We start from the raw sequence: 12,052 nt of genomic DNA, 5'->3' as shown, positions 1-12,052 counted from the left end.
ATATTGATAGTAATTTGCTATTTATTTTTTTGGTGCTGACTATCAGTGCCGCTTTCGCGTTTGCCCAAGCCCCTTTCAGTCCTTCAGAAGCCGCCACAGCGTGGTCCGGCCGATCCCCAGCGCGCGGCTGGCGGCGGCACGGTTGCCGCCGGAGCGTTCGAGCGCGAGTAGCGCATCTTCGCGGGTGGGCGTGGCGCGCGGCGGCGTATTCACGGAAACGGCGGCGCTTGCTGGCGCCTCGATGGCCGCTGCCGGCCTAAGCCGTCCGAACTCGGGGAACACCGCCCGCCAGTCGTCCGACGCGTCGCTCGCGGTGCCGCCGGCCGAGTCTTCAGGTAGTGCGCCGGCATAGATGGCGGCGCGCACCAGCAGATTTTCCAGCTCGCGGACATTGCCCGGCCATGCGTAATGCTCGAAAAGCGGAGCGAGAAACGCGAGCACCCGTTCGAGTGCCACCGCCGACAAGCCGTACTGCAACGCGCTGCGTTCCAGCAGGTGCCGCGCGAGCGGCGCAATATCGCCGCGCCGCTCGCGCAGCGGTGGCAATTCTATCTGAAGCAGATTCAACCGGAAATACAGATCCGCGCGAAACGCGCCCTGCTCGACGAGCGCATGCAGGTTGCGATGCGTGGCCGCGATCACCCGCACGTCGACCGGCGTCGCGCGGCCTGCGCCGAGCTTCATGACCTCGCGCTCCTGCAGCACGCGCAGCAGCCGGCTTTGCAACGCGGCCGGCATTTCGCCGATTTCATCGAGAAAAATCGTGCCGGTATGAGCAATTTCAAAGAGCCCCGGCTTGCCGCCGCGCCGCGCGCCCGTGAACGCCCCCTCCTCGTGGCCGAACAACTCGCTTTCGATCAAGCCCTCGGGCAGCGCCGCGCAATTGAACGCGACGAACGGATTGCCGCGCCGCCGGCTCGCATTGTGGATGCCCTGCGCGACCAGCTCCTTGCCGGTGCCGCTTTCGCCGGTCAGCAGCACGGTCGCGTCATGCGCGGCGCCCGCGCGCGCAAGCCGGCGCACGCGTTCGAGCGCCGCCGAAGCGCCGATCAGATCGGCGAGCTGATGCCGCGCGACCAGATGCTTTGGCCGCTGGCTCGTACGCAGCGACCGGTCGATCCGCTGCGCAACGAGCGCATCCTGCGCAGTCACGACGAACCCCGTGCGCGCGCCTTGCTCGACGATCGGCACGCAGTTGACGATCAGCGCACGGCCGCCGATCTGCTCGATGTGCTCGTCGACGGGCTGGTCGTGAGCGAGGGTTGCGCGCAGCAGCGGCGCGAGCGTGCGAGTGACCTGCGCGGGCAGGTTCGCGATGTCCGCCGGTATGTCCTCCAGGGCCTCCTTGGGCACGTCCTTCAGGGCGTCGCCCAACGGGACTTCCTTCGAGGCGTCCAACCCGAGCAGTTCGAGCATCGCCGGGTTGACGGCTTCGAGCTGGCCGGCTTCGTCGAACGCGGCGACGCCGTCACGCAGATGCGCGACGATCGTGTTCAGGCGCACGCGCTTCGATTCCTTCTGCCGGCTCACGCGAGCCAGTTCGACGGAGCGCTCGAACGCCTCTTCGACCGCGGCAAGCGAATACAGGAACACGCTCTCCAGCCCGGCTTGCTGCGCGAAGTCGCAGGCCATGCCGGCCCCGATGACGACGCTGCATCCGTCAGCGCCGAGCTGCTCGACCGCGAGCCGTACTTCGTCGATCGACCGGTAGGCGCACTGCCGCAGGTCGACGTTGAGCAGCGGGCTCAAATCGGTGAGTTCGTGCGCGATCGCCTCATGCAGCACGAGCCCGATGCGCGCGCCTGGCCACGTGGCGGTGGCGCGCGTGATCGCGCTCAACACGTCGAAGCCGTTCACCTTGACCATCACGACCGGCACGTTCAGGTGCTCGCGCAGATACGCGCCGTTCGAGCCGGCGGACAGCACGACGTCGACCGAACCCGCGTCGACGTAGGCTTGCAGCGTGGCAACGGCCGCGCCGTAGCCCTCGCGCACCGTGAAGAATTTCGCGCGCCCTGCGTAGCGCGGCGCGACCGCTTCGCAAAGCGATTGCAGCCGGCTGATACTGACGAGTGCGACCCCGGGGCGGCCGGAATCGGCATGAGGATTCGGGTTCGCGAGGAACGGGGTGAAGGTGGACACCGCGGCTCTCCTGGTTGATAGTCAGGGCGGATCGAAGAACTCATGGGCCTTGCCAAGGTTCTCGGGGTTTCGGGTTCTCAAGCGCACGCGCATGAAACCCGAAGACGCAAAATGCCCCGGCTCAGCCCCGCGGAACGTTCCACGAAACGTTTCATGAAACGTTCCGCTTATTGTGCCACGAACCCTCAAGCCCGGGCAAAGTCTCGCAAGCCCTTGATTCGCTGATGTAAGCCGCGAAACGCATCCAATGGCACGCTTCCTGCACAATGACGCCCGCATTCCACTACCGATTCCCCTTCTGGAGACCCGCATCATGACCACCACTTCCGCTACCCGCCGCGCCGCGTTCCGCGCCAAGGTCAACCAGCGCCAGGGCCTGCTCGTGCCCGGCGCGTTCAACGCGATGAGCGCGCGCGTGATCGAGGATGCGGGTTTCGAGGCGATCTACATCACCGGCGCGGGCGTCACCAATATGTCGCTCGGCCTGCCCGACCTCGGTTTCATCGGCCTTGCCGAGGTCGCCGAGCACACGGCGCGCATCCGCGACGCGGTCGCGCTGCCGCTGATCGTCGATGCCGACACCGGCTTCGGCAACGCGTTGAACGTGCGCCAGACCGTGCGCGTGCTCGAGCGCAGTGGTGCCGATGTGATCCAGTTCGAAGACCAGGTGATGCCGAAGAAATGCGGCCACTTCTCGGGCAAGGAGGTGGTTGCCACGAGCGAGATGGTCGGCAAAATCCGCGCGGCCGTCGATGCGCGCGAAGACGCAAACCTGCAGATCATGGCGCGCACGGACGCGGCGGCGGTGCACGGCATCGAGGACGCGATCGAGCGCGGTCACCGTTTCATCGAGGCGGGCGCCGACATCCTGTTCATCGAGGCGACCGAATCGCTCGCCGACATCGAACGTCTGCCGTCGCTGTTCGAGGCGCCGCAGCTCATCAACATCGTGATCGGCGGCAAGACGCCGGTGCAGTCACGCGACGCGCTCGCCAAACTCGGCTACGGCATCGTGTTGTACGCGAACGCGGCGCTGCAAGGCGCGGTGCTCGGCATGCAGCGCGCGCTCGGCACGCTCAGGAACAACGGCCGGCTCGACGAAGATGCAACGCTCGTCGCGCCGTTCAGCGAGCGCCAGCGGCTCGTCAACAAGCCGCTGTATGACCGGCTCGACAAGGAGTATGCGGCGAAGGAATGAGGGGGTGTCTGCCGACGTGTTGCCTGCAATCGGCGTGGAGAAGCTTGAGGCGATCACACTGGGCGAATGCGCTGATGTGCTGCGCCCTATCGGGCTTGAGCAACCTGAGACGGCGCGCCGTACGCGTCAGCGCATGTTTTATGCGACCGCGCGATACTTTTATCTTGGCTGAACCTCTCGGCACAACCTTTGTGCCTGACTGGCCATGATCTTCGCAATCTCGCGGTCTATAGTGGTTCCTCCTTCTGTCATTCATCGGAGTTGGGCTTAGCCAGTTCGTCAAGCCTGTTCTTTGTCATTCTGGTCATGCAGTCCCAAAAATCGATAAACCGCAGCGATGCCGGACCTACCTCATAGACATTTGAATAGCAATCATTGTCTCTATAAAGTTGCCAGTGCATTTGAGCTTTTTTGAAGTAAGGCAATGCCGCAGGTTCCCCATATACACCGTTTGCCTTATCGTCAACCGCGATAGTTTTTTCTACCTCCAGGACCTTTCTGTTAAGAGCATCGATAGCGCCTTCATAACGGAATTGCGCGCAGGCCGATAAATCCATTGTTCCAAGCCTTTCATTTTTGCAGTAGGACGCAATTTCCTTTCTGCTTTTTCCTGAAAAATACGTGCTCGTAGGCTTTGCTTTTTTATAGTCGAATTCTGATCCATAGATCGATGTTGATGAATAAGCTGCCTGCGCTGTCAAAAAGAGCAGTGCGAATACGCTAATGACGCGCATCATAAATCCCCGTTATGAAGAGCCGTGCTTCGAGACGACGACGCCAAGGCACTCGTTGTGCAATAAATGAATGAATTACATCTCCCATTCTATTGTATTCACCGTGATTCAAAAAACTGGCCAAATATTTTGAACGAGTCCCAGACCAGGGATCGCTAGACTTGCGGTTTGGACCAGTATTAAACAGAACAGAAACGAGCGCATCGTACTCGTATTGATATAGTAGAACCCACACGTCCGAATTTATAGCATCTTCAATCGGCTGCAAATTAATTTCAAAAAAAGACCTTGCGCGCTCGGCCGATATTATTTCGCCTATCCTGAGATCATCCTTAGGCAAAATCTTATGTCCGAACCCAACCGTCGGGATGCCATAACCGTCGTCATAGACTTGCACAATAAACCCATCTACAACTCGTTTTCCCTGGTAAGTCCCATTTACTATCCCGCTTTCGAGAACTGCCATAAACGTGTATCCGTCTGTCGAAAGACGCCAAGGCTTGCAGAGCCTACCTGATTGAACGGTTACGCATGAATTCGGGTCTGTGTTTGTTACCGCTGTTCCAAGTGCATCAGGCACTACGCCCCCTGTTTATGACCAAGATAAAGGTGAATGGATCGCGCGCCGTTAGTCCGATATCGACGGGTTCGCCCTTCCGCGTCGGTCACGCCGTGCATGAAACGATTGTCGGAAAATCGAACCGTGTAGTACGTATCGCGTAGTACGTTCCCTCGCGAATCGCACAGCACGAACTGCTGATCGAACCAGTCTTCGCTGCACTGGCACGCCCATGCAACGCCCAAGGCTTCGACCATGTCGCGACCAGATGAATACGAGCGAAGCGTGGCAAGTGGAAAGAAATTGCCGGTTTCGACGTTTATCACCATTCCGGAGGGCACGTCCGGAAAGCGCTCGAATATCGAATAGGTCACACGACAAAGCAGACAATCCTCCTTGTCCGTCATAAGCGCTCCCCGTAGCCGGGATACACGCGAAGCGGTTGTGCTTCGCTGGTTGCGCTATTCACTGGTTTGACGCGTGAGGCACTGTCGCCCCAACCCCTGTCGACGTGCATGAATAGCCCGGTAAGTGCTCCAACCGTGATGAGGCAGAACGGGCCTTTACGTTGCCACTCCCCCAACATTTGCAGTTTTCCTTAATAAAGAATCGAAAACGGTATCTAACGGCGAAACAGCAACAGAAACCACGCCAACGTCGAATCGACGTTACGGTGAATTCGCCTCCCATACGATCGGATAACTCTGAAATCTGTCTGCAACTCACACGAAGCGACAAATCCAGCCAAAAATTGGCATTCGACAAAAACTGCCGATGCGGAGCCCGTGATTACACGATGCACCCCAAACCCTGCACGCCACCACGGTGCCGCCCCCTTTCTTGCGTTACGATTCAGGGTTGGTAATCGGACAAGCCGAGAGGCAAACCGATGTCGTCCCAACCCGCAGCCACTCCGTCACCGTTCGGCAGCCAGCCTCCGATCCGCTCGCACGAACGCCGGCAAAACGCAATCGAAAGGTAGTCGCGAACACCATGAAGTCAACACCCACGCGCGCAACGCGCCGGCTCGCCAACGGTCTTCACGCGCATGCGCTCATGCGCCCGGCAGCGGGGATCGCACGATGAGCGGCACTCGCAACGCGTACGTCGGGTGGCTGCCGTATATCGTCGCGGCCACCTTCTTCATGGAGTATCTCGACACCACGGTGATCGCCACCGCGCTGCCGCAGATGGCGCGCTCGTTCGGCGTCGGCCCGAACAGCCTGAGCCTCGGCATGACCGCGTACATGCTCGCGCTCGCGATCTTCATTCCTGCGAGCGGCTGGGTCGCCGACCGCTGCGGCGCGCGCACGGTCTTCGTCAGTGCGATTGGCGTGTTCACGGTCGCGTCGGTGCTCTGCGGGCTGTCGCAGAACGTGCCCGAGTTCACCGCGGCGCGTCTGCTGCAAGGCATCGGCGGCGCGATGATGGTGCCGGTCGGCCGGCTCATCGTGGTACGCAGCACCGAGAAGAGCCGCATGATGCAGGCCATCTCGACGATCACGTGGCCGGCCATCGCGGCGCCGGTGGTCGGGCCGCCGGTCGGCGGCTTCATCACGACCTACGCGTCGTGGCGCTGGATTTTCCTGCTCAACGTGCCGTTCGGTATCGCGGCGATCGCGGTCGCGCTGATGCTCGTGCCGAACCTGCGCGAATCCGGACGCAAGCCGCTCGACGTGACCGGCCTCGTGCTGAGCGGCATCGCGCTGACCGCGATCCTGTACGGCGCTGAACTCGCGAGCCAGCCGGCCACCAATCCGTGGCTTGCGTGCGCGATCGTGACGGGCGGGCTCGTGGTCGGCGCGATTGCATTCCAGCACGCGAAGCGTCATCCGCATCCGCTCGTCGACGTCTCGACGCTGAAGGTGCCCACGTTCTCGGTGACGGTCGTCACGGGGTCGCTCACGCGCATCGGCATCGGCGCGGTGCCTTATCTGATGCCGTTGCTGTTCCAGGTCGGCTTCGGGTTGTCGGCGTTCCGCTCGGGGCTGCTGCTGCTTGCGAGCGCGCTCGGCAATCTCGGCATGAAGGCGCTGACCACGCGCATCCTGCAACGCTATGGCTTTCGCATGGTGTCGATCGTCGACGTGACGGTGGCGGGTCTGTTCATCATTGCGTGCGGGCTGCTGACGCCGAACGTGCCGCTCGCGCTCGTGCTGATCGTCGTCTTCGTGTACGGCGTCGCGCGTTCGATGCAGTTCTCGACGCTCGCCACCCTCGCCTACGCCGACATCGCGCAACCGCAGATGAGCGCGGCCAGCACGCTCTGGAGCGCGGCCGCGCAGATGACGATCGGCCTCGGCATCGCGTTCGGCGCGGTGTCGCTGCGCGTCGCGGCGCTCATCAACGGCGAAACGAGCGGCCACGTGTTCACGCTCGACGATTTCCGCCTCGCGTTCCTGTTCGCCGGCGTGTTGACGCTGCTGTCGGTGCTCGGCTACATGGGGCTCGCGCGCAACGCCGGACAGAGCATCGGCGGAGGCTCGCGCGGCGGGGAAAACACGGCGAAGAGCTGAGCGAAGCGGGGCCTGGCGGGAAAACCGGTTGGAAAACCCGGCTGGGAAACCGGGCAGAACAGTGGACGGGCGGAACAGCGGACCGGCATGACCAGGCCGGACCGCGGAGCGGCATAACCGGGCAAGATGCCCGAGCGAAACAACCAGGCCAGACGACTGAGGAGACACGCGGTGCCAGCAAGCGAACTGATGATTTCGAGCAGCAACAGCGATCTCGACCTCGAGATGGTTTACGCGTTCCTGTCACAGGAAACCGACTGGGCGAAGGGCATGCCGCGCGAAACCTTCGAGCGGGCCGTCGCGGGCTCGCTCTGCTTCGGCGGCTATCTCGACGGCAAGCAGATCGCGTTCGCGCGCCTCGTTACCGATAAAGCCACCGTCGCGTATCTGTGCGACGTCTTCGTGTTGCCCGAATATCGCGGCAACGGCCATGCGTCCGGGCTGATGAAGCACATTTTCGCGAGCCCGTCGCTCGCGGGTCTGCGCAGGATCATGCTGGTGACGACCGACGCGCACCACCTGTACGCTCCGCACGGCTTCAAGTCGCTGACGAATCCCGAGCGCTATATGGAGCTGCATCGGCCGGATGTTTATAAACGGGCGTGAGCACAGACTGAGCGCGAGGCGAAGTACGGAGCCTGGGAAGCGGGTTTCCCAGCGGTTTTTCAGCGGTTCCTCAACGGCTTCTCCGCCCCCTCTCAGCGATGCAGATTCCCGCGATAAAGCGTGAGCCCCCGGCGCGCCTGTGCCCTGAGCATGCGCTGCACGAGCGGCGACCAGCCTAACAGCGTGCCGCGGACGCCCATCGCCTGACGCATCCACAGCCACAGATCGAAACGGTCGCGATGCTCAATGATGAGCCCGTCGCGGAACACGAAGCGCGCGTCGATCCTGTTCACCACGGGCCGGCCCGTCTGGCTGAACTGATAGCTCGCGACCCATTGGGCGCGGCCGCTCTCGTCGTCCGCTTCGATCTCGCCGAAGCTCAGCGAGAAGTCCTGCGCGTGCTTGACGAGCATGCGCCACATGTCGTGCACTTCGTCGCCGCGCAGTTCGCCGAAGGCGGGATCGCTGAAGACGACGTCGTCGGCATAGCAGGCGACCATGGTCTCGGCGTCGCGTTGCTGGAAGGCGGTGTAAAAGCGTTCGATCAGCTCGATGTTGGGATGGCTCATTATTTAGATATCGTGCGTTGCGGGAGCGCGATGTGCCGCGCCCCGGAAAAGCGCCCGCGCGGGATATGCGGCGGGCATGGCGCACACGATATCGGAAAATCGCGTGGGCGGGGGTTTTGCGGTGGATCAAGCTTCACAGCAAGCGCGGTTACTCCCGCAACACCACACCCCGCAACCGCACAAGCTCCGCCAGCCTGGCGAACCACACGCCCGCGGCCATGGCCACTACCGGCGCAAACAACACACCCGCAAAAGCGCACGACCGTCAGCTTCCGATGCAACACGCCAAGCGTCTTTCGTTATATCCTGTTGGATATTACGGTAGGCTTCGCCGCCACAGCGGTGAAGCGCAACGAATCGCGAGGAGCCGTCAGCGGTGCGCAGTCGATCCACTTTGCCGGCCCTCGGGCCGCGCGTTCAACCCGGTCAGCGCGTGGCGAGCGAGATTTCGTCGGCCATCGTCGCGGTGAAATCGGCCTCCGAGCGCGGGCGGGCCGAATCGATCCGCGATGTCGTCGATGCCTATCGCCGCCTCTACGGCAGCGTGCAGCGCTTCGTCATCATGCTGAGCGGCGGCCAGTTGAGCTTCAAGGCGATCGGCACGTCGGGCTCGCATTCGCTGAACCAGTTGCTGTCGATTCTTGCCGAGCAGGCACGCACGACAGCCTTCGCGCGTCTGCGCGAACTGAAGACAACGATCGAGGAAGCACGTCTCGCGGAGCATCTGCGCGATGCGATCTTCTCCGACGCGTTCAGCAACGATCTACCCGCGTTGCGCAAGGTGGTGGCGGAACTCGAACGGCTCGACACCGCGATGGTCGGGCTGTGCGTCGGGCACGTACTCGAACAGCATGTGCGGCCAGCCGGCGAAATGGTTCGCCCAGTGGCTCGCCCTGCGGGCCAGCACCAACGTGCCGCCGTGCGCCGTGTGCGAACCGCCAGGACCGCTGCCGTGGTTCCCGAGCCGCTAAACCCGCGCGCCGAGCCCGCGCTCGCGCACCCCGCCGACTGACATCCTGATGCACGAACGCTGCTAATGAACGCCTTTTTTCGCCCATCGCTATATCCATCTGAATACATCGAAAGCGATGCTGTTCGCGTGATGAGCGTAAGCGCATGCGTTCGGCACGCTTGACACGAACCGGATTCGAGACCTTCATGCACACGCCCCCGTTTCCTCTTGCCCAGCCTCCGCGTCTGAAACTGTCCGGCGACGAGCTTGCCAGCACCGGCATTCGCGCAGTCGACCCATGCTGCTCGCCCGTCAAGGCAACACTGCCGGGCGTAAAGCGGCGCGCGCGTCTGTCCGAACTCGACAGTCATCTGCATTGCTCGATCATCGGCACATGTCTGAGCACGCACGAATTGCGCAAGCTGGTACCCCGATTCACCAATCTCGATCGTCGCGACGCGAGCGATCTCGAGATCCATCACACCGCGGTGGAACTCGCGATTGAGGGCGGCGCGGGCGCGAAGGCACTGCGCAAGCTGCTCGACGAACGCTACGCGGGCGCGATCCGCCGCTTCGAGAAAGCCACCGACGATTTCGACCTGCTGAAGCTCTGGGACGAAGCGCTCAAAAACGGCGACATCCCGCCCGCTTACTGGGCGCTCATGTCGCATCCGCTCGCGACGATGCCCGTGCGTCAGAAAGCGTTCGGGGAATTGCACATGCTGTCGCATCTGGTCGGCGCGGCCAATCGCGCGGATATCCGCCGGCTCGTTGCATTGGAAGAAGAAAACGCTGCGCTGAAGGAGAAGATCGAGCGGCAGCAGAGCCGCCTGCAGGAACTCAGCATCGAGCGCGACAGGTCGATCGCAGCGCTCGACGAACAGACCGCACAGCTTCGCACGCAACTGGGCGCACAGGCCGCGCGCCAGTTGCCCGCCGACACGGCCGGCCTCGAAGCCGAAGTGCAACATCTGCGCGAACGGCTCGCCGACGCCGATCAACGCATGGCCCTGCACACGAGCCGCCGCGAGGCGGCCGAGCAGCGCATGCAGCAGGAACAGGACGCCGCGCTGGCGCTACGCCGCAGCCGCGATCAGGCGCTGGCGCAGTTAAAGCTCGTGCAGAGCGAATGCGACGCGCTCGAACGCGCGACCGTGGACGCCGCCGCCGCAGGTGCTGCACATACCGCCCATGCCGCTCATGGCACGAGTACGCGCCGCGCGAGCCTCGACGGCGTGCAGGGTAAGCGGATCGTCTACGTAGGCGGCAGACCCGGCTCGAATGCCGCGCTCAAGCGGCTCGTCGAAGCGGCCGGCGGCGAACTCGTCGTGCATGACGGCGGTGTCGAAGATCGCAAGGGGTTGCTGGCCGCGGCATTGCCGGGCGCGAATATCGTCGTGTTTCCGGTGGACTGCGTCGATCACGATTCGATGAATACGCTCAAACGGATCTGCGAGCGTCACGGGATCGACTATCACCCGTTGCGCACGGCGAGCGTTGCAAGCTTCGTCGAATTGATGGCGCGGCTGCATCCTGAGCATCTCGCACAGCTTCGCCATGCGCCGCCTTCGTCGTTCTGTCTGCGGCACGGTTGAGCGCGGCGCGGTGTAGTGCATGAACGCGCCGTTCAGGCGCGGATCAGCTTCATCAACTCGGCGATCTGCTTCGAGCAACTGCGCCGCGCTTCTTCCTCGACCTCGCGATACAGCCGGATGATGGTCTCGCCGACCGGCGTCAGCGTGCAGCCCCCGCCGCTTTGCCCGCCCTGCTCCGAATGCGTGGCCGGCGACTTCAGCGAGCGGTTCAGTTCATCGATCAATAGCCACGCGCGCCGGTACGACATGTCGAGACTGCGCGCCGCCGCCGAGATCGAGCCGTATTCGCGCACCGCTTCGAGCAGATCGACCTTGCCCGGTCCGAGCGCAACCGAATCGCCATGGCGGATGCGCATTCTGAAGCGCACTTCGGGGCGCGGCGTCGCGGATTTCGTTGCCGGCGCGGCTTTGGTTTTCGCGGTTTTGACGGTGTCAGCCATGCGCGAAAGCATACACGAACCGCCTCGCGCTGCCACCTGGCCGCGCGCTTCAGTGACGGGCTTCGACTCCGTACGTCAAGTGCGTGACGCGAAGCAATATCCGTAGTCTTCGCAGCCCGGGCAACCCGGCGCCGGACCTGGCGGCAGACCCAACGACAGCGCGCATTGCGCGGCGAGGAATTTCTTCCAGCGCAGGTTCTCGACGTTCAGCGCGACGAGCGCGGGGAAATAACGCGTGAGCATCCACGTGACTTCGTCGCGGCCGGCAAGACCGAGGTCACGCCACAAATGATCCGGGCGCAGACACGCATGGACGATGATCGTGGCGAGACAGCGCGCATCGTCCACATGGACCGCGGTGCTTGCGTTGGCAATCAGCAGCGAGTGGAGCGCGCGCATAAAGCTCGCGTGTTCGCTGGGACTGATTGCCTGCGGCAAAGCGGGCATCGTTGCGTGACCGAAATACCCCGCGAAATGCCGCGCGAGCAGTGCGCGCCATTCGTGCGCCTGCAATCCGAGCAACGCGAGTTCATTGCGAGCATCGCGCGCGGCGATCAGTTTGGCGAAGAGCCGTGTGTCGAGAGCGGGGGCGGCGCTGGGGTCCGGGTCGGCCCGATCGGCGCGAGTGGTCCGGCTCAACCAGTCGCGCATGCATGCGGCGACCTGCAGATCGGACGGCAATTGCAGCGCTTCGATGCCGCTCGTCTTGGCACCTGTATGCTGCGCAGCCTGTGCAAAGGG

Annotated in this window: 13 protein-coding genes; 6 read left to right on the top strand and 7 right to left on the bottom strand. The window is 63.0% G+C overall.

The window, feature by feature from the left end:
• Positions 1-75: 75 nt before the first annotated feature.
• Positions 76-2,142 carry a propionate catabolism operon regulatory protein PrpR gene (gene prpR / locus B9Z01_RS22735; protein ID WP_085487218.1) on the bottom strand — a complete coding sequence of 689 codons (2,067 nt, stop codon included), beginning with the start codon at positions 2,140-2,142 and terminating at the stop codon, positions 76-78.
• A gap of 313 nt (positions 2,143-2,455) precedes the next feature.
• Between prpR and B9Z01_RS22730 the strand changes: the two genes are divergently transcribed.
• Entirely contained in the window at positions 2,456-3,340 is an 885-nt protein-coding gene (locus B9Z01_RS22730; RefSeq protein ID WP_085487217.1) for an isocitrate lyase/PEP mutase family protein, read from the top strand.
• A 4-nt stretch (positions 3,341-3,344) separates the two neighbouring features.
• On the top strand, positions 3,345-3,512 hold the full coding sequence (locus tag B9Z01_RS35660; RefSeq protein WP_167387555.1) for a phage integrase central domain-containing protein: 168 nt from the start codon (positions 3,345-3,347) through the stop codon (positions 3,510-3,512).
• Between the two features lie 76 nt (positions 3,513-3,588).
• Here the strand turns inward: B9Z01_RS35660 and B9Z01_RS22725 are convergent, their stop codons facing one another.
• The 3 genes from B9Z01_RS22725 to B9Z01_RS22720 all read right to left on the bottom strand — a co-directional run bounded on the left by B9Z01_RS22725 (position 3,589) and on the right by B9Z01_RS22720 (position 5,040).
• The gene (locus tag B9Z01_RS22725) at positions 3,589-4,077 is read right to left on the bottom strand and encodes a lysozyme inhibitor LprI family protein (RefSeq protein WP_085487216.1); all 489 of its coding nucleotides are present in this window, start codon (positions 4,075-4,077) and stop codon (positions 3,589-3,591) included.
• Positions 4,061-4,540: a glycoside hydrolase family protein gene (locus B9Z01_RS35055; protein WP_143809036.1), complete on the bottom strand. Its 480-nt coding sequence runs from the start codon at positions 4,538-4,540 to the stop codon at positions 4,061-4,063. The genes B9Z01_RS22725 and B9Z01_RS35055 overlap by 17 nt, the downstream gene beginning before the upstream one ends.
• A gap of 113 nt (positions 4,541-4,653) precedes the next feature.
• Positions 4,654-5,040 carry a hypothetical protein gene (locus B9Z01_RS22720; protein WP_085487215.1) on the bottom strand — a complete coding sequence of 129 codons (387 nt, stop codon included), beginning with the start codon at positions 5,038-5,040 and terminating at the stop codon, positions 4,654-4,656.
• A 675-nt stretch (positions 5,041-5,715) separates the two neighbouring features.
• Between B9Z01_RS22720 and B9Z01_RS22715 the strand changes: the two genes are divergently transcribed.
• Both B9Z01_RS22715 and B9Z01_RS22710 read left to right on the top strand, forming a co-directional pair.
• Positions 5,716-7,149 (top strand): MFS transporter, encoded by a 1,434-nt coding sequence (locus tag B9Z01_RS22715; protein WP_085487214.1) that lies wholly within the window; start codon positions 5,716-5,718, stop codon positions 7,147-7,149.
• Between the two features lie 171 nt (positions 7,150-7,320).
• On the top strand, positions 7,321-7,755 hold the full coding sequence (locus B9Z01_RS22710; RefSeq protein ID WP_085487213.1) for a GNAT family N-acetyltransferase: 435 nt from the start codon (positions 7,321-7,323) through the stop codon (positions 7,753-7,755).
• Positions 7,756-7,847: 92 nt separating this feature from the next.
• Here B9Z01_RS22710 and B9Z01_RS22705 read toward each other — a convergent pair whose 3' ends face one another.
• Positions 7,848-8,324, bottom strand: coding sequence for a nuclear transport factor 2 family protein (locus tag B9Z01_RS22705; protein ID WP_085487212.1), 477 nt, complete (start codon positions 8,322-8,324; stop codon positions 7,848-7,850).
• A gap of 376 nt (positions 8,325-8,700) precedes the next feature.
• Between B9Z01_RS22705 and B9Z01_RS22700 the strand changes: the two genes are divergently transcribed.
• Together B9Z01_RS22700 and B9Z01_RS22695 are read left to right on the top strand one after the other, a co-directional pair.
• Positions 8,701-9,336 carry a hypothetical protein gene (locus B9Z01_RS22700; protein WP_244196129.1) on the top strand — a complete coding sequence of 212 codons (636 nt, stop codon included), beginning with the start codon at positions 8,701-8,703 and terminating at the stop codon, positions 9,334-9,336.
• A gap of 146 nt (positions 9,337-9,482) precedes the next feature.
• Positions 9,483-10,871: a DUF2325 domain-containing protein gene (locus B9Z01_RS22695; protein WP_085487507.1), complete on the top strand. Its 1,389-nt coding sequence runs from the start codon at positions 9,483-9,485 to the stop codon at positions 10,869-10,871.
• A 32-nt stretch (positions 10,872-10,903) separates the two neighbouring features.
• On the opposite strand, the gene B9Z01_RS22690 is transcribed toward B9Z01_RS22695, so the two are convergent.
• Entirely contained in the window at positions 10,904-11,311 is a 408-nt protein-coding gene (locus tag B9Z01_RS22690; protein ID WP_244196128.1) for a winged helix-turn-helix domain-containing protein, read from the bottom strand.
• A 75-nt stretch (positions 11,312-11,386) separates the two neighbouring features.
• Positions 11,387-11,962, bottom strand: coding sequence for a nitrogen fixation protein NifQ (locus B9Z01_RS22685; protein WP_085487503.1), 576 nt, complete (start codon positions 11,960-11,962; stop codon positions 11,387-11,389).
• Positions 11,963-12,052 lie beyond the last annotated feature (90 nt).

It is taken from the genome of Paraburkholderia susongensis (assembly GCF_900177725.1).
GTDB classification, from domain to species: Bacteria; Pseudomonadota; Gammaproteobacteria; order Burkholderiales; family Burkholderiaceae; genus Paraburkholderia; species Paraburkholderia susongensis.
The sequence above is the reverse complement of the archived record's forward strand: the minus strand, read 5'-3'. Positions and strand labels throughout refer to the sequence as shown.

Bases quoted from the DNA above. Each gene is read 5' to 3' on its own strand.
- B9Z01_RS22690 (WP_244196128.1), bottom strand. From the start codon at position 11,311: ATGGCTGACACCGTCAAAACCGCGAAAACCAAAGCCGCGCCGGCAACG.
- B9Z01_RS35055 (WP_143809036.1), bottom strand. From the start codon at position 4,540: ATGGCAGTTCTCGAAAGCGGGATAGTAAATGGGACTTACCAGGGAAAA.
- B9Z01_RS22705 (WP_085487212.1), bottom strand. From the start codon at position 8,324: ATGAGCCATCCCAACATCGAGCTGATCGAACGCTTTTACACCGCCTTC.
- B9Z01_RS22730 (WP_085487217.1), top strand. From the start codon at position 2,456: ATGACCACCACTTCCGCTACCCGCCGCGCCGCGTTCCGCGCCAAGGTC.
- B9Z01_RS22695 (WP_085487507.1), top strand. From the start codon at position 9,483: ATGCACACGCCCCCGTTTCCTCTTGCCCAGCCTCCGCGTCTGAAACTG.
- B9Z01_RS22720 (WP_085487215.1), bottom strand. From the start codon at position 5,040: ATGACGGACAAGGAGGATTGTCTGCTTTGTCGTGTGACCTATTCGATA.
- B9Z01_RS22715 (WP_085487214.1), top strand. From the start codon at position 5,716: ATGAGCGGCACTCGCAACGCGTACGTCGGGTGGCTGCCGTATATCGTC.
- B9Z01_RS22725 (WP_085487216.1), bottom strand. From the start codon at position 4,077: ATGATGCGCGTCATTAGCGTATTCGCACTGCTCTTTTTGACAGCGCAG.
- B9Z01_RS22685 (WP_085487503.1), bottom strand. From the start codon at position 11,962: ATGCGCGACTGGTTGAGCCGGACCACTCGCGCCGATCGGGCCGACCCG.